The organism is Holophagales bacterium, assembly GCA_016719485.1.
GTDB lineage: Bacteria > Acidobacteriota > Thermoanaerobaculia > UBA5066 > UBA5066 > UBA5066.
In genome coordinates this window covers 285,750-308,372 of the sequence record JADJZB010000030.1, presented here as the reverse complement: position 1 = coordinate 308,372, position 22,623 = coordinate 285,750, and the positions used below count along the sequence as shown (strand labels likewise).

The following is a 22,623-nucleotide window of genomic DNA, read 5'->3' as shown; positions in this document are numbered from 1 at the left end:
TCTCTCAGGCTAGGCGCTGCCGCTGAAGAGCCGGCGGATGCGCGTCGCGAGGCCGACCGGGGCGAGGGCGCGCTCCCTCTCGTGCCGGACGGACTTCGTGAGTGCGTCGGCGAAGGCCGGGCCGGCGGGCAACGACCGCTGCGCGTCGGCGAGGTCGAGGGCCTCGTCGAACAGGGCGATCGCGACGTCGGCGTGTCCGTCCCCGTTCAGGCGCAGGGCTCCACGCGCGAAGGTCGACCACGCGACCGCCTGGAGCAGCCCTTCGCGCTCGACTGCGGCCTGCGGCTCCGAGCGGACCCCGCGGGCGAGCGATGAAGGGTCGATCCGCTCGACGCGGAGCGCCCGGCAGAGAAGCCGCTGCAGGCGCTCCTCCTCGAGTCGGGCCGCTTCGTGACGCCCCGAGAAGACGTGAGCCTTGAAGAGCTCCGTCGCCGCGATGGCGAGGATCTCTCGCCCCGGCGGGAAGTCGAGCCCCGTGCCTTCCCGGTCTCGCTCGAGATCGAGAAACCTCTCCACCTCCGTGACGGAGCCGCGGCCGAGGGCCATCGCGGCGACCTGGTAGAGCGCGTTGTACGCGTAGCTCGTCGCGGTCGGAATGAACGTCGGGTCCAGCGCGACGAGCCTCGGGGCCGTTTCGGCGACGAGGTCGAAGTGATGTCGCGCCTTCTCGGCCGACCCGCCGCCGGCGACCTCGAGGATCCCGAGCGCGTGATGGAGCTCGAGGAGGAACCACGGAACGTGCTGCCCGATCTCGGACGGGCCCGGGATCGCCCCGGCGCGGCGACGGCAGACTTCGGGATCCGTGACGTCGTCGCCGTAGCGTTCCAGCAGGGAGAGCCGAAGGCGGCCCCGGACCTCCTTCGCGGCGTCCCAGTCGCCCGCGTTCATGAGGTGCTGGAAGAGCCGGAACGTGAGCCCGTCGCGGACGGAGGTCGAGGAGGAGCCCTTCTCCACTTCGCGGCGCAGGTACGCGCCGTACTCCCGCCGGGCCTCCATGCGGTCGATGGCGGCGTCAGCGACGTCCTCGCCGGCGATGCAGACGACGTGAGCGCCGGACCTCTCGATGCGGACGGCGGGGAGGCCGGCGTCGACGCAGAGCTTCCGGAGCGCGGCCGGGCTCAGGACACACGTGTGGAACCCCGGGCTCAGGACCTCCCAAGCCTCGAGGTCGTCGGGGTCGGCCTCGTCGAGCGGGCCCGTGTCCGGAGTGCTCAGGACGACGAGACCGCCGGGGGCGCGCAGCGAGGCGAGTATGCGGAGAAATCCGGACGGGTCCGGGACGTGCTCGACGACCTCGGAGCTGAGGACGACGTCGAAGCGCCGGCCCTCGAGCTCGGGGGCGGCGCCGGCGAAGCCGTGAACGACCGGGATGCCGAGGCGCTCCTCGCCGGCGAATCCCAGGGCGGAAGGCTCGACGCCGAGGCCCTCGCGGCCGAGCGACCTCCAGAAGTGGACGCTGAAGCCGCAGCCGCACCCGACGTCCACGAGCCCGGAGGATTCGCGCCGCGCCACGGGGACCGCGGTGAGGAGCATGCTGATGAAGTCGATGCCCGCGCCCACCTCCACGTAGGGGTCCGGTGCGAGGCGGCCGGCGAGGAGCCCGCCGTAGTCGGGCATCTCCATGGGATCCATGAGGTAGGTGCCGCAGGCCGGGCAGCGGACGAAGCGGCGATAGAGGCCCGGTACGACGACGTCCGTCGCCTCGACGACCGCCGGCATGGGCGACTCGGTGCCGCACCCGAGGCAGCGTCGCTGGGAGGGGGGAAGGTCGTCGCGATCCCGAAGCCAGCGGACGTGCGGTCCGGCGAAAGCTCCCATCGGGCGATGCTAACCCACGATTTCCGGGCGCCCGCCGGCGCCCTGCGACAATCGGAGAGGATGAAAGCGCCGGGCGAAGACCAGGACGAGCTCGCCCGCCTGCGGGCGGAGAACGAGGTCCTTCGAAAGGACGTCGAGGCCCTCGCCCGTTCCCTCCAGGAGGCGGAGGGGTCGCTCGGGTGGCTCCTCACGCAGAAGGCGAGGCAGCTGATCGACTTCGTCGCGCCGAAGGGCTCCCGCCGGCGCAGCGTGGTCATACGGGGCCTCTCGTCCCTGCGTCCCTGGGTGCAGGACGGATTCCGGACGACGGCCCGCGCCACTGTCGTGGAAGCGCGGGAGAGCGTCCATCTCGCGCGCCTGCGGCGTCGCGCCGGTCCCGGGGCCGAAGGCGCACCGGGGAGCGTCCTCTTCGTGAGCGGGTCGTTCGGTGCGATGGAGAGGTACCGCTGCGCGACCCCGCGCGAGCAGCTCGCGCTCGCCGGCGTCCGGTCGGTCCTCCGCCGCGGGGCGGGAGCCGGGATCGTCGGCGAGGCCGAACGGCACGACCTCCTCGTCCTCCACCGGATCCCGTTTTCGACGGCGGTCGCGAGGATCGTCGAGGCCGCGAAACGGCACGGCGCGCCCGTTCTCTTCGACGTCGACGACCTCGTCTTCGACCCGGGCCTCATGGAGCGGATCGACGCCCTCCAGTGGATGGAGCCGGCGGAAGCCGCCCTCTTCCGCGACAGCCTCGAGCGGTACCGCCGGACGCTCGCCCTCTGCGACGGCGCGATCGTCCCGACCGAGCCTCTCGCGGAGGCCGTCCGGGCGCTCGGGATGCCCGCGTGGGTCCACCGGAACGCCCCGAGCCTCGATCTCCTCGAGCTTTCCGAGGCCGCGCGGCAGAAGCGGAAAAGCGACCCGTCCCGCGTCGTCCTGGGCTACGCGAGCGGCTCGAGGACCCACAACCGGGACTTCCTCGAGGCCTCGCCGGCCCTCCTGACGCTCTTCGCCGAGAACCCTGCCGTCGAGCTGCACCTCATCGGCTACCTCGACCTCGGCCCGGAGTGGGGGCCGTTCCTTCCCCGGGTGAAGAAGCTCGAGTACGTCCCATGGCGCCGCCTCCCGACCGTCCTCGCGACGTTCGACGTGAACCTCGCGCCGCTCGAGCACGGGAACCCCTTCTGCGAGGCGAAGAGCGAGCTGAAGTGGGTGGAGGCGGCGGCCGTGGAGGTTCCGACGATCGCCTCTCCCACGGCGCCCTACCGGAGCGCGATCCGGCACGGGAGCGACGGGTACCTCGCGTCGACGAGCGAGGAATGGCTCGTGGCGCTTCGCGCGCTCGCGGGTGACGCGGGTCACCGCGCGGCCGTCGGCGCCGCGGCGAGAGCGAGCCTCCTCGACCGGTACCACCCCGCGCGGATGGGGAGCGTGCTCGCGGCGATCCTCTCGGGCGTGGGCGACCGCGGCCCCCGAACCGGTGCGGCGAGCGCCCGGACGCTAGAATCCGGCACTTGAACGTCCCGCCGATGGAACTTCCGAAGGACATCTACGACTCGTCCGAACGGGGTGGGCGCGTGATCGCGGAGGCGCGCGAGCTCTGGCGTTTCCGCCACCTCGTCCGGGAGCTGATCTCCCGCGACATCAAGGTCCGCTACAAGAGGTCCTTTCTCGGGGTCGGGTGGACACTTCTCGGGCCGCTGATGCAGATGGCGGCGCTGACGGTGGCGTTCTCGGCGATCCTCCGGTACGAAGTGCCCAACTACCCGGTCTACTTCCTCACGGGGACCCTCTTCTGGACGTTCTTCTCGCAGGCGACGAGCCACGCGGCGAACCTGACGACCGACGCCCTCGAGCTCTCCCGGAGGATCTACCTGCCGCGGTCGGCGTTCGTCGCGTCGGCGCTCGGGGTGGCTCTCGTCAACGTGGCCGTGAGCCTCGTGCCTCTCCTCGTCATCGCGCTGTTGACGGGACACCCCATCCGGGCGACGTGGCTCTTCCTGCCCGTCGCCATCGTCCTCGGCGCGGCCTTCACCGCCGGTGTGGGGCTCGTCATCTTTACCCTCGCCAGTCGTTTCATGGATGTGCGTGAGACCTACCTGGTGCTCCTGCAGCCGTGGTTCTTCGTGACCCCGATCCTCTACCCGCGCGAGATCGTCCCCGAGCGGTTCCAGCCGCTGGTGAGGTTCAACCCGATGACCTATCTCGTGGAGGTCTTCCGGGCGCCCCTGTACAACGGCTGGCTTCCGGGGTGGAAGACGATCCTCTTCTCGTGCCTCGCGGCGACGGTCAGCCTGGCCGTGGGGTGGTGGTTCTACTCCTCGCGCATCGACGACTATGCCTCCCGAAGCTGACGCGCCGCTTCCTGCCATCCTCGTGGAGGGGGTGACGGTCCGCTACACCGTCCCGCGCGAGATGGTCGCTTCGCTCAAGGAGTACGCGATCCGGCGGCTCGCGGGGCGGTTCGAGAGGGACGAGTTCGTCGGCCTCCGGGACGTCGACCTCGTCATCCGTCCCGGGGAACGCGTCGGGGTCATCGGGCCAAACGGGGCTGGGAAGAGCACGCTCCTGCGCCTCATCGCCCGGGTCCGGCGGCCCGCGACCGGCCGGGTCGTGGTCCGCGGACGGGTGGCGCCGCTCCTGGAGCTCGGGCTCGGATTCCACGGCGAGCTGACGGGGCGCGAGAACGTGACCCTGCAGGGAGCCCTCCTCGGCGTCTCGCGCAAGGAGATGATCGAGCGCCTTCCGAGCATCGTCGCGTTCGCGGAGCTCGAGGGGTTCTTCGACGCGCCGACCCGGACCTACTCGACCGGCATGGTCGCCCGGCTCGCGTTCGCGGTCGCGACCGACGTCGACCCCGACATCCTCCTCGTCGACGAGGCGCTCTCGGTCGGGGACGAGCGGTTCCGGGCACGCTGCCACGACCGGATGGAGCAGTTCCGCGACCGCGGGAAGACCTTCCTGTTCGTCTCCCACTCCCTGGAAGAGGTCGTCGCGACCTGCCAGCGGGCCGTCTGGATCGGCGAAGGCCGGGTGGTCGCGGACGGGCCCGCGGCCGAGGTGTGCGAGCGCTACCGGGCGTGGTCCCACGCTGGGTCGACAGTGCTGCCGGCCGGGAACGGCGCGGCGTGACGCGCACCCTCATCACCGGCATCACGGGCCAGGACGGCTCGTACCTGGCGGAGGCGCTGCTGGCCGAAGGTCACGAGGTCCACGGGCTCGTGAGGCAGGCCAGCAACCTGCAGCGCAGCCGCCTCGACACCCTCCCGCCCTGCGCCGCCGCGCGCGCCGAGGGGAGGCTCGTCCTCCACTACGCGGACCTGACCGATTCGTCGAGCCTCCAGTGGGTCGTGCGGCAGGTAATGCCCTCCGAGGTCTACCACCTCGCCGGGCAGAGTCACGTCAAGATCTCCTTCGACCTCCCCGAGTACACGGCCGACACGACGGGCCTCGGAACGCTGCGCCTGCTCGAGGCGGTGCGCCAGAACGCGCCCGAAGCACGGTTCTTCCTCGCGGCCACGAGCGAGATCTTCGGAGAGCCGGCGGAATCGCCGCAGAGCGAGACGACGCCGACAGGCCCCGTGAACCCGTACGCCGCCGCGAAGCTCTACGCCCTGAACCTCGTCCGCATCTACCGAAAGGCCTACGGGCTCTTCGCGTGCGCCGGGATCCTCTTCAACCACGAGAGCCCGCGGCGCGGCGAGAACTACGTGACCCGCAAGATCGCGGGCGCGGCCGCGCGCATCTCCCGAGGCCTCGAGAGAGAGGTGCACCTCGGAACCCTGTCTCCCCGTCGCGACTGGGGCTGGGCGCCCGACACCGTCGCGGGGATGCGGGCCATCCTCGGCGCGCATCGGCCCGACGAGTACGTCCTCGCCACGGGAGAGACCCACTCCGTAGGGGAATTCTGCGATCTCGCGTTCCGGACCGTGGGGCTCGACTATCGCGATCACGTGGTCCTCGACCCCAGGTACGCCCGGGCGGTCGACATCACGGAAACCCGTGGAGACGCCGGGAAGGCTCGCAGGGAGCTGGGGTGGGAGCCGCGGGTGGGGTTTCCCGAGCTCGTCCGCCGCATGGTCGAGGCCGAGCTCGCGGCGATCGAGCAGCCCGATGGCGGATGAGGACCGGCCCGAAACGGGAGAGCCGGGAGCCGGCCCCTCCGGCGGCCCGGCGGTCGACGTCGTCCTCCCCGTCTACGGGCCCTCGCCCGACCTGGCCCGCTGCCTCGGGTCGATCCGCGCCTTCACGGATCTCCGTCGGCACCGGGTCGTCGTCGTCGCCGACGGGCCTCTCCCCGAAAGTCCCGCGCGCCTCGTAGGCGCGCTCGAGGCTTTCCGTCCGGAAGGAGTCCTGGTGCTCCGGCGCCCGGAACGTCGCGGCTACGTCGCGAGCACGAACGCGGGGATGCGGGCCTCGGACCGGGACGTCGTCCTCCTCAACAGCGACACGGAGGTGGCGGAGGGATGGCTCGAGAACCTCCAGGCGGCCGCCTGCTCCGCTCCCGGCATCGCGAGCGCCACGCCGTTCTCGAGCAACGCCTCGCTCGCGTCCCTCCCTTTTCCGTTCACCGCGAACCGGGTTCCCTCGGGCCACACCGTGACGTCGTTCGCACGCCTGGTGAGCGAGCGGTCGGCCCGGAGCCGGCCGCGGATCCCGACGGGCGTCGGGTTCTGCCTCTACCTGCGCCGGGACGCCCTCGCGGACGCCGGGCTCTTCGACGAGGAGCGCTTCGGCCTGGGCTACGGCGAGGAGGTGGACCTCTGCCTGCGGCTCGCCGCCCGCGGGTGGAGCCACGTGCTGGACGACGCCACCTACGTCTGGCACAGGGGGAGCGGCAGCTTCGGCGGCGAAACGGCGGGACGAGCCCGGGCGGCCGAGCGTCTCCTCGCCCGGCGGCACCCGCTGTTCCTCCCCCGGCTCGCGGAGTTCATGCGCGAGGACCCGCTGCGCGCTGCGCGCGAGAGGGTGCTCGACGCGCTGCGCCCGCCGCGCGCGCGTGGCTCGAGGCCCGTCCCGCGGGTTCTCCACCTCGCTCCCGCGTGGCAGACGCGCGACGAGGGCGGGATTGCGGGCCGGGTGAGGGCCCTCGTCCTGGAGCAGGCGACGCGGGGAGAGGTGGCCGCCTGCGCGGCGAGGGGTACGGTCAGCCCGGACGAGGAGGACGGTTGCGAGCTGTGGGACTCCGGGGTCCGCGTCCGCTTCGTCGACGGCGCCGGGAACGCCGACCCGGCCGGGCTCGAGAGGTTCCTGGACGACGTGAAACCCGAGATCGTCCACGTTCACGAGCCTGGAGGCGCGCTGGGCGACGTCCTGCGGCGCGTTCGCCGCCGGGGGGCGCCGATCGTCGTCCACCTGCACGAGGATCCTCCGCGCGGGGCAGGAGAACGGAGCGCCCTTCGCCGGGCGGTGGAGGCGGCGAGAACCCGCGTCGCGCTCGACGCGCACCGTTACGTGGCCGACTCGGACGCCGTCCTCGCCCGCTGGACCGACGCGGGATCCCTGCCGGGCTCCGCCCCGGTCGAGGTCCTGCCGTCGGGCGGCGCGTCGACGCACCGGGACCACGCCGCGCGACGGCTCGAGCAGGTCTACTCCGAGCTCCTCGGCTCCGGGGGCGCGTCGTGAGGAGGCTCCTGCTCGGCTGGGAGCTGCTCCGGGCCGAGGGCGTGCGCGGCATGCAGGAGCGCCTGGCCGACCGCCGGGCGACGCTCGCCCAACGCCGTGCCGAGAAAGAGGTCTCCTTGGGCGAGCTCCTCGAACCGGGTGCACGGATCGCGGTACTGGACGTCCTCGCGACCCCGCTCGCCCCGCGATTCGGGGGCGTTCCGACGCAGCTCGGGCCCCGGCTCGCCGAGGAGGAGCGGCTGCGTCCGACGGCTCTCCTCTCGCCCGAGGCCGACGGATGGACTCTGCACACGGTGCGCCGGGGGGCGAGGCTCCGCGCCCGCCTCGGGCCCTGTCGAGGGAGCGTGGACCCCCGGGACGGCCTGCGCGCGGACGTGCCGACGGTCGTCGAGGCGGCGACCCGGATCGGGGCCGGGGTCGTGAACCTGGAGGGGCTCGCCGGCTGGCCGCCGGACGCGCTGGGGTCTCTCGCGAACGGCCCACGGAAGCTGGTGCTCTCCCTCCACGACTTCGCCCTCTACTGTCCCCGGCCGAACCTCGTCGAGGAGCCGCACGGCCGCTTCTGCGGCTACTCGGCCGACGCGGCCCGCTGCCGCGCCTGCCTGGCGGCCTCGTGGCCGCTTCCGGCGGGCTTCGTGGAGGCCTGGAGACGGGCCGCCGGGGCGCTCCTCGCATCGGCGGACGCGGCCGTATACCCCTCCGAGTTCCTGCGCCGCCAGCACTCGGCGCTCTTCGGGGTGGCATCCCGCCTCGAACGCGTCATTGCTCCACCTGCGCCCGGAGAGGCTCCGGCGGACTCGTCCACCGGGTCGCCGGCTTCTTCCGGAGGCGGGAAGGAGCCGTTCCACGTCGCCTTCGTCGGGGCGTATCGCCCTCACAAGGGGGCGCTCGTCTTCGAGGAGCTCCTCGGCCGTCACTCCGGCAGCGCGGCCCGTCCCGTGAGGTGGTCGATCTACGGGAGCGGAGACCCCGGGCTCCTCCTTCGGGCGAAGGGTCTCGGTGCACGCGTGCGGGGGCACTATCGCGCCGGAGGCCTCGTGCGTCGGCTTCGCGAGGAGCGGGTCGACCTCGCCCTGCTCCTGTCGGTCTGGCCCGAGACCTTCTCGCTGACGTTGAGCGAGTGCCGCGCGGCCGGCGTCCCGGTCCTCGCCTTCGAGCACGGCGCGATCGCAGACCGCGTGCACGCAGAAGGCGGGGGCGTCCTGGTGCCGCTGGAGGAAGGAGCGGCGGGAGTCGACGGCGCGCTGCGCCGGCTCCTCGCGGGAGAGCTCGAGCTCGCTCCGCTGCGCGGGAACCGGGCGGAACCTTCCGCTTCCCAGGCGGCCGTGGAGCGGCTGGCGCTCTACCGGGAGCTTCTCGGGGAGGCGCCGTGACGTCCTGCCGCCGCCTCTCCGTCGTCGTACCGACGCTCGACACCCGCATCCTGACGTCGGAATGCGTCGAGGCCGTCCTCGCGTCGCGCGTGCCGGCGGGGGTCGACCTCGAGGTGATCGTCGTGGACGACGGCAGCCGCGACGGGACGGCGGAAGCGCTGGCGGGCCGGTCCGGCGTCCGGGTTCTCAGGAACGAACAGCCGACCGGCTACTCGCGGGCGGTGAACCGCGGGGCCGCAGAGGCGACCGGGGATCTCCTCGTCTTCCTCAACAGCGACACGAAGATCGAGGGCTCGAGCCTCGGGAGCGTCCTCGACGCGTTCGAGGCGGAGGCGGCCCTCGGGATCGCCGGCGCCGCCCTGACGTACCCCGACGGGACGCCCCAGTGGAGCGGGGGCCCTGAACCGGGCCTGGTCTGGCTCCTGGCCCAGGCGAGCGGTGCCCCGGCCGCCCTCGGGCGTCTGCCGCTCTGGCGCCGGGCGAAGCCGCTCCACCCTCCGGAGGTCGCGGCGGTGGCGTGGGTCTCCGGCGCAGCCATGGCCGTGAGAGCTTCCCTCTGGCGCGAGATCGGGCCGTTCGAGACGTCCTACCGGTTCTACGGGCAGGACCTCGAGTTCTGTCTTCGCGCCGGGGACGGAGGCTGGCGTGTCCGCATCGTCCCCGGGTTTCGGGTCGTCCACCACCACGGAGCGACCATCTCCTCGAAGGAGGAGGGGACGGTCCTCGGGAATGCGGACCTCGGGCGTCTCTGGAGCGACCTCCTCCTCTGGACCGGAAGGAGGAGGGGTGCCGCGTACGCGCGTCGGGCGCGGGCCGCGATCCTGCTGGGCTCGGGCCTTCGCATCGTCCTTCGCCGGCTCGTGACTCCGTTCGTGGGCGGCTCCCGCCGGAGCGTGTGGCGGCGCGACACGGCGGCTCTCTCCCGGGCCAGGTCGGAAGTCGTCTCGACGGCGCGCTGACGCACCGGCCGGCCCGCCGGGATCTCCCCTCTACTTGATGATGCGAAGCAGGTTGCTGTAGTCGTCCGTCCAGGTGCGCAGGGAGGCGGGGACTGCGATCGGCTGCGCCAGGTCCTGCATCGACGGGTCGGCGAAGTACCCGGAGCCGGAGGCGACGAGCACCCAGTCCGAGGCCCTCACGAGCATGTCGGGCTTCCCCGGGCTGTGCACCACGCGCGCCTCCAGCCCGCGGCTCTTCGCCGCCAGGGCGACGACGGGGGGGAGGTTCAGGAACCGGTTCGAGCAGTGGACCGCCAGTATTCCGCCCGGCGCGAGGTGGCGCTGGTAGAGCTCGAAGGCCTCGAGGGTCAGAAGGTGAACGGGAATCGCGTCGCCCGAGAACGCGTCGACGACGAGGATGTCGAATCGCTGCGGCGGTTCGCGCTCCAGGGAAAGCCGCGCGTCGCCCAGGACGACGCTGACCTCCGCCTTGCACTGGGCCAGGTACGTGAACTCGCTGCGGGCCAGGTCGATGACGAGGGGGTTGATCTCGTAGAAGCGGAACCGGTCGCCGGCTCTCCCGTAGGTCGCCAGGGTACCGGTTCCGAGGCCGATGACACCCACGTGTCGCGGAGGCGCATCGGGCGTGAGAAGACGCGAGAGCGCCATCCCGGCCCCCGACGAGTAGCCGAAGTAGGCCGTGGGGACCTTGGAGAGTGCGGGGGTCAGGATCTGTTCCCCGTGGTTGGTGGCGCCGTGGAACATCCCGCGCACGTTGAACGTCCCGGAAACGCGGTCGGCCACGCGGACGTGCCCGTAGAAGTTGCGGGCCAGCGCGCGGGACGACTTGCGCACGGCGTCCATTCGATACACGACCAGGAACGTGAAGACGAGGACCGCGGCGATCGCGAGGAGCCAGTCGGGGCGCCAGCGCGCCCGATGGAAGCGGCTCTCGGGATCCCGCCTCAGGGTCGCCAGGATGAGAGCCCCCAGGAACGCGAGGCCGAGCGGCAGCTCGTCGCCCTCGGCGAAGAGGTGTGGGGCGAGAAGGGCGACGAAGAGACCGCCGGTCGCACCCCCCGCGGAGATCGCGAGATAGAAGCCGGTGAGCTTGTCGGGGTGCGGCCTCGAGCGGTGAATCTCGCCGTGGCAGACCATGCAGCAGACGAGGAGGCCTCCGGCGAGGATCGCGATCGTGCTCTTCTCCCCCAGCTTCCAGGGGATGAGCGCGTAGCCCATGGCGGCGATGGCGAGCGGAAGCAGCGCGAGGAACCAGGTCCGCCGATACCACCCGCGCGCGTCGAAGGTGAGGATGAAGCTCACGAGGTAGAGCGTGAGCGGGAGGATCCAGAGGAAGGGGATGGCGGCGATGTCCTGGGACATGCGGTTCGTGACGCCGAGAAGGAGCGTCACCGCGGTGGCGGAGAGGAGGAACCACGTGACGGGACTCCCCGCGGTGTCCGGCAGAGGAGCTGTCTCCCGACGCTCCTTCCGGGGCTTCTCCCGTTTCCCTGCCGCCTTGTGGCGTTCCGTGTCCGGCGGGACCTGGTTCTCCGGCGCGGCCGTTCGGTTTTCGCCGGGGCCGGCGGCGCGCGAGGTGAGGAGGAGGACCGCACCGGAAAGGAGGACGAAGACGATGTAGCCGGCAGACCAGAACCAGCCCTGCATACGGGTCGTCAGGTACGGCTCCACCAGGACCGGATAGGACAGGAGCGCGAGCAGCGAACCGAGATTCGAAAGGGCGTAGAGCCGGTAGGGGCCGCCGTCGGACGCCTTCCCTCCCAGGCCGCTCGAATGGAGACGCGCCTGCATCAGGGGGCCCGTCGTGGAGAGGAGGAAATAGGGGAGCCCCACGGTGACGGTGAGGAGGCCCAGGAGCAGCGACGTGGGATCTTCGGAACCCGTCGGCTTCCACCTCACGCTCGGCAGGAGCGGAAGGGACAGGAGGCTGAGCGCCAGAAGCGAGAGGTGCAGCGTGAGGAAGCGGTTCCGGCCGAGGCGCTGGATGGCGTGCGCGTAGAGGTAGCCGAAAAGGAGCAGCAGCTGGAAGAAGAGCATCGCGACGGTCCAGACCGCGGCCGAGCCCCCGAACCAGGGCAGGACCATCTTGGCGACCGTGGGCTGCACGAGGAAGAGCAGGAAGGCCCCGGCGAAGATCGTGAGCGCGATCGGGAGGAGAGCGGACCGGTTCGCTCCCTTCTCGTGCGACTCCATCGGCGTGGCGGCGGGATTCACGGTGCGAGCTCCATGGGGACGGAGTATCGGAGGCACCCCCGGGGATGACAAGACGGCCCGGGGAGCCGGGCGGCTAGGTTCCCGCCGCTCTCCATCCCCGGCTCCGGCGGCGCGTGGACCATCGTCCCGCCGACGTGGCCGGTGGCGGCCATCAGGGCGCAGCTCAGCAGGGCCGCCAGGAGGGCGAGGAGCGGCGAGCCCTCGCGCCTGCGGGCGAGGAGAACGAGCCCGAGGGCGAGCGCTGCCGCCGCGACGGCGGCGAGGGCCAGGAAGGCATGGCGCTGCGCGAGCCCCTCGACGGCCTTGGGCCCCGGGATCGGCCCCCATCCCCCGGCGAGGTAGGCGAGCTGGTCGGCCCAGCGCCACCCGGTGACGAGGGCGGCCAGCCCGCCGGCCACGGTGCCTGCGAGGAGCAGCGCGGCCCCCCAGAGCGCGGCGGGCCGGTGGGCGGGCTTCCAGAGGCCGAGCGCGAGCGCCCCCGCGGCGAAGAACGAGCCCGCCACGGGAAAGTGGATCACCGCGGGGTGCAGCGGCAGCTCGGTCATGTCATCTCCTGAAGGGGGACATAATCCGCCCCCTTCCCCCCAGACGGAAGTGAGACACGTCATGGATTCGATCGTCATTCGCGGCGCGCGTCAGCACAACCTCAAGAACGTCTCCCTGTCCATCCCCCGCAACGCCCTCGTCGTCCTGACCGGCGTCTCGGGCTCGGGGAAGTCGTCCCTCGCCTTCGACACGCTCTTCGCCGAGGGGCAGCGGCGGTACGTCGAGTCCCTCTCGGCCTACGCGCGGCAGTTCCTCGAGCAGATGGAGAAGCCCGACGTCGACTCGATCGAAGGGCTCTCTCCCGCCATCTCCATCGAGCAGAAGACGACGTCGAAGAACCCCCGCTCCACCGTCGGCACGGTCACCGAGATCCACGACTACCTGCGGCTCCTCTTCGCCTCCATCGGCCAGCCCCACTGCGTGAGCTGTGGCCGGGAGATCTCCGCCCAGACGATCCAGCAGATGACCGACCGGATCCTCGGGATGCCCGAAGGGACCCGCTTCCTCGTCCTCGCCCCGTTCGTCCGCGGGAAGAAGGGGGAGTACCGGCGGCAGATGGCCGAGTTCGCGAAGAAGGGCTTCGTGCGGGCGCGCGTCGACGGCGAGACGGTCGACCTGGCCGAGCCGCCGGAGCTCGACAAGCAGAAGAAGCACTCCATCGACGTCATCGTCGACCGCCTCGTCGTCCACCGTGACGAGGAGACGCGCCGGCGCCTGGCCGACTCGCTCGAGACGGCGGTGCGGGTCGCCAGCGGCCTCGTGACGATCTCGGTCGTCGGCGAGAAGGGAGCGACGGTCTCCGAGGAGACCCTCTCGACCTCCTACGCCTGCCCCGACTGCGGGACCTCGCTTCCCGAGATCACGCCACGCCTCTTCTCGTTCAACTCTCCCTACGGGGCCTGCGCGGCCTGCTCGGGCCTCGGTTCGGTGCCTCGGGTCGACCCCGACCGGCTGGTCCCCGACCCGTCGCTCTCGATCAACGAGGGGGCGATCGCCCTCTGGAAGCCCGGCTCGGCGAACTGGCGCCTCCGGCAGGTCGAGCAGCTCTCGAAGGCGGCGAAGTTCTCGATGGACGTCCCCTGGAAGAAGCTCCCGGCCAGCGTCCGCGACATGATCCTCCACGGGTCGAAGGACCAGGAGATCAAGTGGAAGTGGAAGTCGGAGAAGGGGGAGTACGTCTGGTCCTCCTCCTACAAGGGGCTCGTCCCGCTCCTGACGGAGAAATACAAGGAGGTCGAGAGCGAGGAGGCGCGGCAGGAGCTGGAGAAGTTCATGTCGGCCACCCCCTGCCCCGACTGCGGCGGCCGGCGCCTGAAGCCGGAAGCCCTCGCCGTGAAGGTGCGCGGGCGGGCGATCGACGCGCTGACGGGGATGACGCTCGAGGACGCGAAGGCGTTCTTCGTCTCCTTCGACGCGGCGCCGCGCGAGCGGGAGATCGCCGGGAAGATCCTGAAGGAGATCGAGGACCGCCTCGGCTTCCTGAACGACGTCGGCATCGGCTACCTCTCGCTCGGGCGCGGCTCGGCGACGCTCTCCGGCGGTGAGGCGCAGCGGATCCGGCTCGCGACGCAGATCGGCTCGAAGCTGATGGGGGTCCTCTACGTCCTCGACGAGCCCTCCATCGGCCTCCACCCGAAGGACAACCGCAAGCTGATCGACACGCTGAAGGCGATGCGCGACCTCGGGAACACGGTCGTCGTCGTCGAGCACGACGAGGAGACGATCCGGTCGGCCGACCGTGTCGTCGACCTCGGCCCCGGGGCCGGAGTCCACGGCGGCGAGGTGGTCGGAGAGGGGAAGGCGGCCGAGCTCGTCCGGTTCCCACGCTCGCTGACCGGGAAGTACCTCTCGGGCGAGCTCTCGATCCCGGTCCCGGACTCCCGCAGGGCCGGAAGCGGGAAGTCGATCTCGGTCGTCGGAGCCCGGGCGAACAACCTCCAGAACGTCACCGTCCGCTTTCCCGCTCGGCTGCCTGACGGCGGTGACGGGTGTCTCCGGGTCGGGTAAGTCGACCCTGGTCAACGACATCCTCTACCGGGCCGCGGCCCGGGCGCTCCACGAGTCGAACGAGAAACCGGGGGCGCACGACCGGATCGAGGGGCTGGAGCACGTCGACAAGGTGATCGACATCGACCAGTCGCCGATCGGCCGGACCCCCCGGTCGAACCCGGCCACGTACACGAACCTGTTCGGAGGGATCCGCGACCTGATGGCCCAGGTGCCGGAGGCCCGGATGCGCGGCTACGGTCCGGGGCGCTTCTCCTTCAACGTGAAGGGGGGCCGGTGCGAGGCGTGCGGCGGCGGCGGGCAGATCGCCATCGAGATGCACTTCCTCCCCGACGTCTACGTCACCTGCGACGTCTGCGGCGGGCACCGGTACAACCGCGAGACGCTCGAGGTCCGCTACAAGGGGCTCAACATCGCCGAGGTCCTGGACCTGACGGCCGAGCAGGCGGCCGAGGTCTTCACGAACGTCCCGTCGATCCGGAACGTCTCCGCGACGCTCGTGGAGGTCGGCCTCGGGTACATCAAGCTCGGCCAGCCGGCGACGACGCTCTCGGGGGGCGAGGCGCAGCGGGTGAAGCTGGCCCGCGAGCTGGCCAAGCGCGCGACCGGGCGGACCCTCTACATCCTCGACGAGCCGACGACCGGCCTTCACTTCGACGACGTGAAGAAGCTCCTCGGCGTCCTCCACGCCCTCGTCGAACGTGGAAACACGGTCATCGTGATCGAACACAACCTCGACGTCGTCAAGACGTCCGACCGGATCGTCGACCTGGGACCCGAAGGGGGGGCCCGGGGAGGCCTCGTCATCGCCGAGGGGACCCCCGAGGAGGTCGCGGCGGTCGCGGACTCGGCCACGGGTGTCCACCTCGCTCCCCTCCTCCGAAAGAGGCGGCCGGCCAGCCGCCGGTAGATCGCGGGGCCTCGCGGCCCTAGAATCAACGTTCTGTCGTGATCACGGGCTTCAATACAGACATCCGGCACGGGGACCGCGTCTTCCACGTCCAGACGGAGGACCGGGGGCTCGGGAACCCGATCGTCGAGTCCCTCGTCTACGTGGGTGGACAGATTCTCCTTTCGAAGAGGAGCCCGTACGCCGACCTCGTCGTCGACGGAAAGCCCGACGAGAAAGCCGTCAAGCAGCTGATGGACCTGCAGCACCGGCGGATCATCGAGGCGATTCGACGCGGCCGGTTCGACGCGTCCCCGTCGAGCGCTCCGTCGTCCGAGACGGGCCCCGTGAAGACCGACACCGCTCTCTCTCCCGCCGCGGCCGCGGCCGCGGCCGCGATCCTCGCTGGAGGCCCGAATTCCGGGGGCTTCCAGGCGACACACCCGCGCCCGCCCGCGACGGACGCGATGGCGCGGCCCCCCGCTTCTGGAGCGATGGCGCGGCCGCCCGCTTCGGGCGCGATGATCCGGCCGGCCGACTCGGCCCCCCCTTCGAGTCCCCCTCCTTCGGGAGCGATGGCCAGACCACCCGCTTCCGGCGTCCTGCCGGGCAGCAGCGCCGGCATGGACCGGTCGCTCGACCAGGTCATCATCGAGTACCTGGCGGCGGAGGCTGCTTCCGAACGGCTGGAGCTGGGCCTCATGAAGGGGGGCGACCTCGTCTCCGGCGAGACCGTCGCCCTCTCCGTGCGGGCGGCGACCTCGCTGACCGACCGGGCCGTTCCGGGCGCGCACATCACCCTCCGGGTCGTCTCGAACATGGGTCCGACGCAGGTCCTGTACCGCGGCGTCACCGGGGCGACGGCCTCGTGAAGGTGACGGCCACGCTTCCCGACATCGGGATCGGCAACGCGGCCCTCATCGTGTCGGCGACCTCCCCGCTCGGCAACCAGGAGATCAAGCAGCTCATCCGCCGCAAGGTCGAGTAAGGGCTTGAACTTCGGTGCGCCCCTCGTATAATGCGCGTCCCGCGGCCGGGACGGCCGGGCGCGGGTCTACGGGCCGCTAGCTCAATTGGTAGAGCAAGAGACTCTTAATCTCTGGGTTCGGGGTTCGAGTCCCTGGCGGCTCACCAGCACCATCCGGGGGTCGGCGGAAACGCCGGCCCCCGATTCGTCTTTCCGGGGCTTCCCTGGCGACGCCGGGCCCTTGTGGTAACGTCCCTTTCCCCGTCCGCGTCCGCTCCGCGGGAGTGGCGGAATGGCATACGCGCCGGACTTAGGATCCGGTGGGGCGACCCGTGAGGGTTCGAGTCCCTCCTCCCGCACCACGCTGAAAACGAGAGACCCTCATGAACATCACGTCCTACGTTGAAGAGTCCCCGACGAAGAAGTCGATGTCGCTGGAGATCTCCCTCGAGGAGGTCCGCGCCGCGACCGAGAAGGCCGCCCGGAGCATGGCCCGGCAGGTCCGCCTTCCCGGCTTCCGTCCGGGGAAGGTGCCCGCCGAGATCGTGAAGAAGCGCTTCGCCGACGAGCTGAGGAGCGAGGTGCTCGAGTCGCTCGTGCGCGACACGCTGCACGAGGCCTTCCGGGAGAAGGGGATCCTCCCGGTCGGGGAGCCGAAGCTCGACGACCTGAAGTACGAGGCGGAATCCCCGATCACGTTCAAGGTCGTCGTCGAGCACCGGCCGGCCGTGGAGCCGAAGGACTATCGCGGACTCAAGGTCCCGACCGAATCGACGATCCCCTCGGACGAGGAGGTCGCCGCCGCCCTGGAGCGGATCCGGGAGGGGCGCGCCGCGTTCGAGGCGGTCGAGGACCGCCCGGCGATGGACGGCGACTTCGGCCTCGTCGACATCCGCGGCGTCTTCCCCGCCGGGAACGGGAAGGACTTCGAGCGGCCGAAGGTCCTCGTCGAGATCGGCGGGGAGGAGACGCTTCCCGAGATGTCCGCCCACCTCAGGAACGCCGAGGCCGGCGTCACCGTCAGCTTCCAGAAGGACTTCCCCGAAGAGGGGGTCGACCCCGAGTTCGCCGGCAAGTCGGTCCTCTACCACGTGCAGCTCCACGCCATCAAGAAGCGGGTCCTGCCGGAGTGGGACGACGAGCTGGCCCGCCAGGTCCTGACCCCGCGCGAGGGTGAGGCCCCCGAGGGCGCCGGGATGGAGATGCTCAAGGCCGAGCTGGTCAAGAGCCTCCTGAGGGAGAAGGAGCAGGCGCTGAAGGAGAAGCGGCGCCGGGCCGTCCTCGACGCGCTCCTGGCCCTGAACCCGGTCGACGCGCCCGACACGATGGTGACCGCCGAGGTCGATTCCTCGCTCCAGCAGTACGCCCGCTTCCTCGCCTCGCAGGGAATGGACCTGAAGGAAGCGAAGATGGACTGGAACAAGCTCCGCGAGGAGGCCCGTCCGGCAGCCGTCCGGCGGGTGAAGGAATACCTCCTCCTCGACGCGATCGCCGAGGCCGAGAAGATCGACGTGAGCGACACGGAGCTGGACGCCGATCTCAAGCGCCGGGCCCGCTCCATGGGGGCCACGTTCGGCGAGCTCAAGTCGCAGCTCGTGAAGAACGAACGCCTCGAGGGGATCCGGGAGGAGCTCCGGATCGACAAGGCCCTCGAGCTCGTCCTGACGGAAGCCGTTCCGGCCTCCTGAGCGGAGAGGGATTAGGAGGATCGACGATGCTGGTCCCGATGGTGATCGAGCAGACGAACCGGGGAGAGCGCGCGTACGACATCTACTCGCGGCTCCTCAAGGACAACGTCATCTTCCTCGGCACGGCGATCAACGACGAGGTGGCGAACCTCGTCATCGCCCAGATGCTCTTCCTCGAGGCCGAGAATCCCGAGAAGGACATCACCCTCTACATCAACAGCCCCGGAGGGTCGGTCACGGCGGGCCTCGCGATCTACGACACGATGCAGTACGTGAAGCCCGACGTGGCGACCTACTGCATCGGGCAGGCGGCTTCGATGGGCGCCGTCCTCCTCGCCGGGGGCAAGAAGGGGAAGCGGGCCGCGCTCCCGAACGCCCGGGTCCTGATCCACCAGCCGCTCGCCTACGGTCTCGAGGGGCAGGCGTCGGACATCGAGATCCACGCCCGGGACCTCGTCCGTATGAAGAGGCGGCTCAACGAGATCCTCGCCGTCCACACCGGCCAGCCGTTCGAGCGGATCGAGTCGGACACCGATCGCGACAACATTTTCGAGGCCGAGGCCGCCCGCGAATACGGCCTCATCGACATGGTGCTCCGGAACCGGGACTGAACCCGGGCAGGGAAACGGCCCCCGGAGGCCGGGGGGCGCTAGAATTCCCCCGGGAAGGACTCCTTCACGGATGACGAAGAAAACGGGTTCCGGCGACGTCCTCAGGTGCAGCTTCTGCAACAAGTCGCAGCGCGACGTGAAGAAGCTCATCGCGGGGCCGACGGTCTACATCTGCGACGAGTGCGTCGACATCTGCCTCGACATCATCGCGGAGGACCGTGTCCTCGACCAGGCCAAGCCCGAGTCGAAGCTCCCCAAGCCCCGCGAGATCAAGGAGTTCCTCGACGAGTACGTCGTCGGCCAGGAGCAGGCGAAAAAGAAGCTCGCCGTCGCGGTCTACAACCACTACAAGCGGATCGACTACTTCGAGCGGAACCGCAAGCTGGACGTCGAGCTCCAGAAGTCGAACATCCTTCTCATCGGGCCGACCGGCACGGGGAAGACGCTCCTCGCCCAGACCCTCGCCCGGATGCTCTCGGTCCCCTTCACGATCGCCGACGCCACGACCCTCACCGAGGCGGGCTACGTCGGCGAGGACGTCGAGAACATCATCCTGAAGCTCTACCAGGCGGCGGGGCAGGACAAGGAGAAGACCGAGCGCGGCATCGTCTACATCGACGAGATCGACAAGATCGCCCGCAAGGGGGAGAACCCGTCGATCACCCGCGACGTCTCGGGCGAAGGGGTGCAGCAGGCGCTCCTGAAGATCCTGGAGGGGACGGTCACGAACGTCCCGCCGCAGGGGGGGCGCAAGCACCCGCACCAGGAGTTCATCCAGATCGACACCACGAACATCCTCTTCATCTGCGGGGGGGCGTTCGTCGGGCTCGAGGACATCATCGGCCGCCGCCTGACCGAGAAGCAGATGGGCTTCGGCGCGAAGATCGAGTCGAAGAAGCAGAAGCGCGCCGGAGACACCCTCGAGAAGGCCCACCCGGAGGACCTGATCAAGTTCGGGATGATCCCCGAGCTCATCGGCCGCGTGCCCGTCGTGGCGGCGCTCCACGATCTCGACCGCACGGCCCTCGTCGCGATCCTGAAGGAGCCGAAGAACTCCCTCATCAAGCAGTACCAGACGCTCCTCGAGCTCGAGAACGTCGGCCTGAGGTTCACCGACGACGCCGTCGAGGAGATCGCCGACGAGGCGATGAAGCGGACCCTCGGGGCCAGGGGCCTCAAGGTCATCCTCGAGGAGCTGATGCTCGACGTGATGTATCGCGTCCCCTCCGAGGAGGAGATCGAGGAGTGCGTCATCACGAAGGACGTCGTCCAGCGGCGCGCCGCGCCGATCCTGTCGCTCAGGAAGGCCGGTTGACGGCCTTCTCCCCGGCGATGCCCGGTCCCGCGCCTTCCGGGCACGGGACCAGAGCCCTCCCGACCACGAGGTAGACCCGAATGACTTCTCCCGCGACCCCGCCCCAACGGCCCGCGACGCGGACGCTTCCGCTCGTGCCGCTCAGGGACATGGTCGTTTTTCCCAGGATGATGGCCCCCTTCGTCGTGGGCCGGGCGTCGTCGATCGCGGCGCTCGAGGCCGCGCTCCTGACGTCCGACAAGAAGATCTTCCTCGCCGCGCAGCGCGACCCGAAGATCGACGAGCCCGCCGCTGGCGACATCCACGACGTCGGCGTCGTGGCGGTCGTCGTCCAGTCGCTCAAGCTCCCGAACGGCCACATCAAGGTGATGGTCGAGGGGGTCTCGCGCGGGGTCATCCGCTCCTTCGCCACCGCCGGCGGCCACAAGGAAGTGGCGGTCGAGCCGGTGGAGGCGCGGCCCCTCTCCGGCGGCGCCGCCGAGATCAACCCGTACATGCAGAAGGTGCTCGGCGTCTTCGAGCAGTACGCCAAGCTCTCCCACCAGCTCGCCTACGAGGGTCTCCTGGCGTCGCTGACGCTCGACGACCCCGACGTCTTCGCCGACATGCTCGCGGGCCACCTCCCGGCGTCGATCGCGACGCCCGAGAAGCAGGCCCTCCTCGAGACGGTGAACTCCCTGGAACGGCTCCAGAAGCTTCAGGACCTGCTGGAGGTGGAGATCGAGAAGATCAACATCGACCGGCGGATCAACAACAAGGTCAAGAAGCAGATGGAGCGGGCCCAGAAGGAGTACTACCTCAACGAGAAGATCAAGGCGATCCACCAGGAGCTCGGCAGGAAGGACGACAAGTCCGACGAGCTCGAGGAGCTCCGGCAGAAGATCGAGAGCGCCGGGATGCCCAAGGACGTCAAGGAGAAGGCGCTCGCCGAGCTGAAGCGGCTCGAGGCGATGCCCAACGTCTCGGCCGAGGCGACGGTCTCGCGGAACTACATCGACTGGCTCGTGAACGTCCCCTGGAAGAAGTCCTCGCGCGAGTCGAAGGACATCAAGAACGCCGAGAAGATCCTGAACGAGGACCACTACGGCCTCGCGAAGGTCAAGGAGCGGATCCTCGAGTTCCTCGCGGTGCGCCAGCTCGTGACGGAGACGAAGGGGTCGATCCTCTGCTTCGCCGGTCCCCCGGGCGTCGGCAAGACGTCGCTCGCCAAGTCGATCGCCAAGTCGCTCAACCGCAAGTTCGTGAGGCTCAGCCTCGGCGGCGTGCGCGACGAGGCCGAGGTCCGCGGCCACCGCCGGACCTACATCGGCGCCTTCCCCGGCCAGATCATCCAGCTGATGAAGAAGGCCGGGACCGTCAACCCCGTCTTCCTCCTCGACGAGGTCGACAAGATGTCGATGGACTTCCGCGGCGACCCGTCCGCGGCGCTCCTCGAGGTCCTCGACCCCGAGCAGAACCACGCCTTCGTCGACCACTACCTCGACGTGGAGTACGACCTCTCCAAGGTCATGTTCATCGCCACGGCGAACGTGGTCCACCCGATCCCGCCCGCCCTGAAGGACCGGATGGAGATCATCAGCCTCTCCGGCTACACGCCGAACGAGAAGCTGGCGATCGCCCGGCAGTTCCTCGTCCCGAAGCAGGTCAAGGAGAACGGCCTCACGCCGGAGCAGGCCGCGTTCGAAGACTCCGGGATCTACGGGCTCATCGAGAAGTACACCCGCGAGGCGGGGGTGAGGAACCTCGAGCGCGAGATCGCCTCCGTCTGCCGGAAGATCGCCCGCAAGGTCGTCGCGGAGGAGCCGCGAGACCCGAAGGAGCCGAAGCCGGCGAAGGGGCCGATCGCGGTCACCGCCGAGAACCTCCCCGACTTCCTCGGCAAGCCCAAGCACCGTCCCGCGAAGAAGGGCGAGAAGGCCGAGGTCGGCCTCTCCACGGGCCTCGCCTGGACCGAGGCGGGCGGCGAGGTCCTCCACATCGAGACGACGCTCATGCGCGGGAAGGGCAACCTCGTCCTCACCGGGCAGCTCGGCGACGTGATGCAGGAGTCGGCCCGGGCGGCCCTCTCGTACGTGCGCAGCCGCGCGGAGATGTACGGCGCCGATCCCGACTTCTACGAGAAGAAGGACATCCACGTCCACATCCCGGAAGGGGCGATCCCGAAGGACGGCCCCTCGGCCGGGATCACCATGGCGACCTCGATCCTCTCCGCCGTCACGAACATCGCCTGCCGCAAGGACCTCGCGATGACGGGTGAGATCACGCTCCGTGGAAAGGTCCTTCCCGTCGGGGGCATCAAGGAGAAGCTCCTCGCCGCCTACCGGGCCGGGATCACGACGATCATCCTCCCCCGCGAGAACGAGAAGGACCTCGACGACCTCCCCGACGAGATCCGGACCGTCATCGACTGCCACCTCGTCGACGACGTCGACGAGGTGGTGCGGCTGGCGCTCGAAACCCCGCCCGTCGCCGCCCCGCCCAAGGCCGCTCCGGCCGAGACCGGGACGACGCCCCCTTCGGGCCTCGCACACTGACCCGCCGGCCGGCTCCCCGAGGGGAGCCGGCCGGTCCGGCTTCCATCTCTATCAAGCCCTTATGACCCGGAAAGAATCGCCTGTCTCCCGCACGCCCA

The 22,623-nt window shown here is 70.3% G+C and carries 15 protein-coding genes, 2 tRNA genes and 1 pseudogene; 15 read left to right on the top strand and 3 right to left on the bottom strand.

Going from position 1 to position 22,623, the window contains the following annotated elements; all coding sequences use genetic code 11:
• Positions 1–9: 9 nt before the first annotated feature.
• A complete protein-coding gene (locus IPN03_22985) occupies positions 10–1,818 on the bottom strand; it encodes a class I SAM-dependent methyltransferase (protein ID MBK9376501.1) in 1,809 nt (602 codons plus the stop codon).
• A 60-nt stretch (positions 1,819–1,878) separates the two neighbouring features.
• On the opposite strand from IPN03_22985, the gene IPN03_22980 reads away from it, so the two are divergent.
• From IPN03_22980 to IPN03_22950, 7 genes are read left to right on the top strand one after another with little or no spacing between them, the layout of a single operon-like run.
• Positions 1,879–3,315 (top strand): glycosyltransferase, encoded by a 1,437-nt coding sequence (locus tag IPN03_22980; GenBank protein MBK9376500.1) that lies wholly within the window; start codon positions 1,879–1,881, stop codon positions 3,313–3,315.
• Entirely contained in the window at positions 3,312–4,151 is an 840-nt protein-coding gene (locus IPN03_22975; GenBank protein MBK9376499.1) for an ABC transporter permease, read from the top strand. Before IPN03_22980 ends, IPN03_22975 begins: the two co-directional genes overlap by 4 nt.
• Positions 4,135–4,929 (top strand): ABC transporter ATP-binding protein, encoded by a 795-nt coding sequence (locus tag IPN03_22970; GenBank protein MBK9376498.1) that lies wholly within the window; start codon positions 4,135–4,137, stop codon positions 4,927–4,929. The genes IPN03_22975 and IPN03_22970 overlap by 17 nt, the downstream gene beginning before the upstream one ends.
• Entirely contained in the window at positions 4,926–5,921 is a 996-nt protein-coding gene (locus tag IPN03_22965; protein MBK9376497.1) for a GDP-mannose 4,6-dehydratase, read from the top strand. The genes IPN03_22970 and IPN03_22965 overlap by 4 nt, the downstream gene beginning before the upstream one ends.
• Positions 5,911–7,422 (top strand): glycosyltransferase, encoded by a 1,512-nt coding sequence (locus tag IPN03_22960; protein MBK9376496.1) that lies wholly within the window; start codon positions 5,911–5,913, stop codon positions 7,420–7,422. The genes IPN03_22965 and IPN03_22960 overlap by 11 nt, the downstream gene beginning before the upstream one ends.
• Entirely contained in the window at positions 7,419–8,795 is a 1,377-nt protein-coding gene (locus IPN03_22955; GenBank protein MBK9376495.1) for a glycosyltransferase, read from the top strand. Before IPN03_22960 ends, IPN03_22955 begins: the two co-directional genes overlap by 4 nt.
• Positions 8,792–9,754: a glycosyltransferase family 2 protein gene (locus IPN03_22950; protein MBK9376494.1), complete on the top strand. Its 963-nt coding sequence runs from the start codon at positions 8,792–8,794 to the stop codon at positions 9,752–9,754. Before IPN03_22955 ends, IPN03_22950 begins: the two co-directional genes overlap by 4 nt.
• Before the next feature lie 30 nt (positions 9,755–9,784).
• Here IPN03_22950 and IPN03_22945 read toward each other — a convergent pair whose 3' ends face one another.
• Together IPN03_22945 and IPN03_22940 are read right to left on the bottom strand one after the other, a co-directional pair.
• Complete coding sequence (locus IPN03_22945; protein ID MBK9376493.1) at positions 9,785–11,968, bottom strand: fused MFS/spermidine synthase; 2,184 nt, start codon at positions 11,966–11,968, stop codon at positions 9,785–9,787.
• Positions 11,965–12,513, bottom strand: a complete 549-nt coding sequence (locus tag IPN03_22940) for a hypothetical protein (GenBank protein MBK9376492.1) — start codon at positions 12,511–12,513, stop codon at positions 11,965–11,967. Before IPN03_22940 ends, IPN03_22945 begins: the two co-directional genes overlap by 4 nt.
• A gap of 61 nt (positions 12,514–12,574) precedes the next feature.
• Here IPN03_22940 and uvrA point away from each other — a divergent pair.
• The 8 genes and pseudogenes from uvrA (at position 12,575) to lon (ending at position 22,525) form a co-directional block, all read left to right on the top strand.
• A pseudogene (gene uvrA / locus IPN03_22935) lies at positions 12,575–15,431 on the top strand (excinuclease ABC subunit UvrA).
• Between the two features lie 38 nt (positions 15,432–15,469).
• On the top strand, positions 15,470–16,282 hold the full coding sequence (locus IPN03_22930; protein ID MBK9376491.1) for a hypothetical protein: 813 nt from the start codon (positions 15,470–15,472) through the stop codon (positions 16,280–16,282).
• Between the two features lie 186 nt (positions 16,283–16,468).
• Positions 16,469–16,544, top strand: a tRNA-Lys gene (locus IPN03_22925).
• 111 nt (positions 16,545–16,655) lie between these two features.
• A tRNA-Leu gene (locus tag IPN03_22920) sits at positions 16,656–16,739 on the top strand.
• A gap of 21 nt (positions 16,740–16,760) precedes the next feature.
• On the top strand, positions 16,761–18,065 hold the full coding sequence (gene tig, locus IPN03_22915; GenBank protein ID MBK9376490.1) for a trigger factor: 1,305 nt from the start codon (positions 16,761–16,763) through the stop codon (positions 18,063–18,065).
• A 26-nt stretch (positions 18,066–18,091) separates the two neighbouring features.
• Positions 18,092–18,676, top strand: a complete 585-nt coding sequence (clpP, locus tag IPN03_22910; protein MBK9376489.1) for an ATP-dependent Clp endopeptidase proteolytic subunit ClpP — start codon at positions 18,092–18,094, stop codon at positions 18,674–18,676.
• A gap of 70 nt (positions 18,677–18,746) precedes the next feature.
• Positions 18,747–19,991, top strand: a complete 1,245-nt coding sequence (gene clpX, locus IPN03_22905) for an ATP-dependent Clp protease ATP-binding subunit ClpX (protein ID MBK9376488.1) — start codon at positions 18,747–18,749, stop codon at positions 19,989–19,991.
• Positions 19,992–20,071: 80 nt separating this feature from the next.
• Positions 20,072–22,525: an endopeptidase La gene (gene lon / locus IPN03_22900; GenBank protein MBK9376487.1), complete on the top strand. Its 2,454-nt coding sequence runs from the start codon at positions 20,072–20,074 to the stop codon at positions 22,523–22,525.
• Positions 22,526–22,623 lie beyond the last annotated feature (98 nt).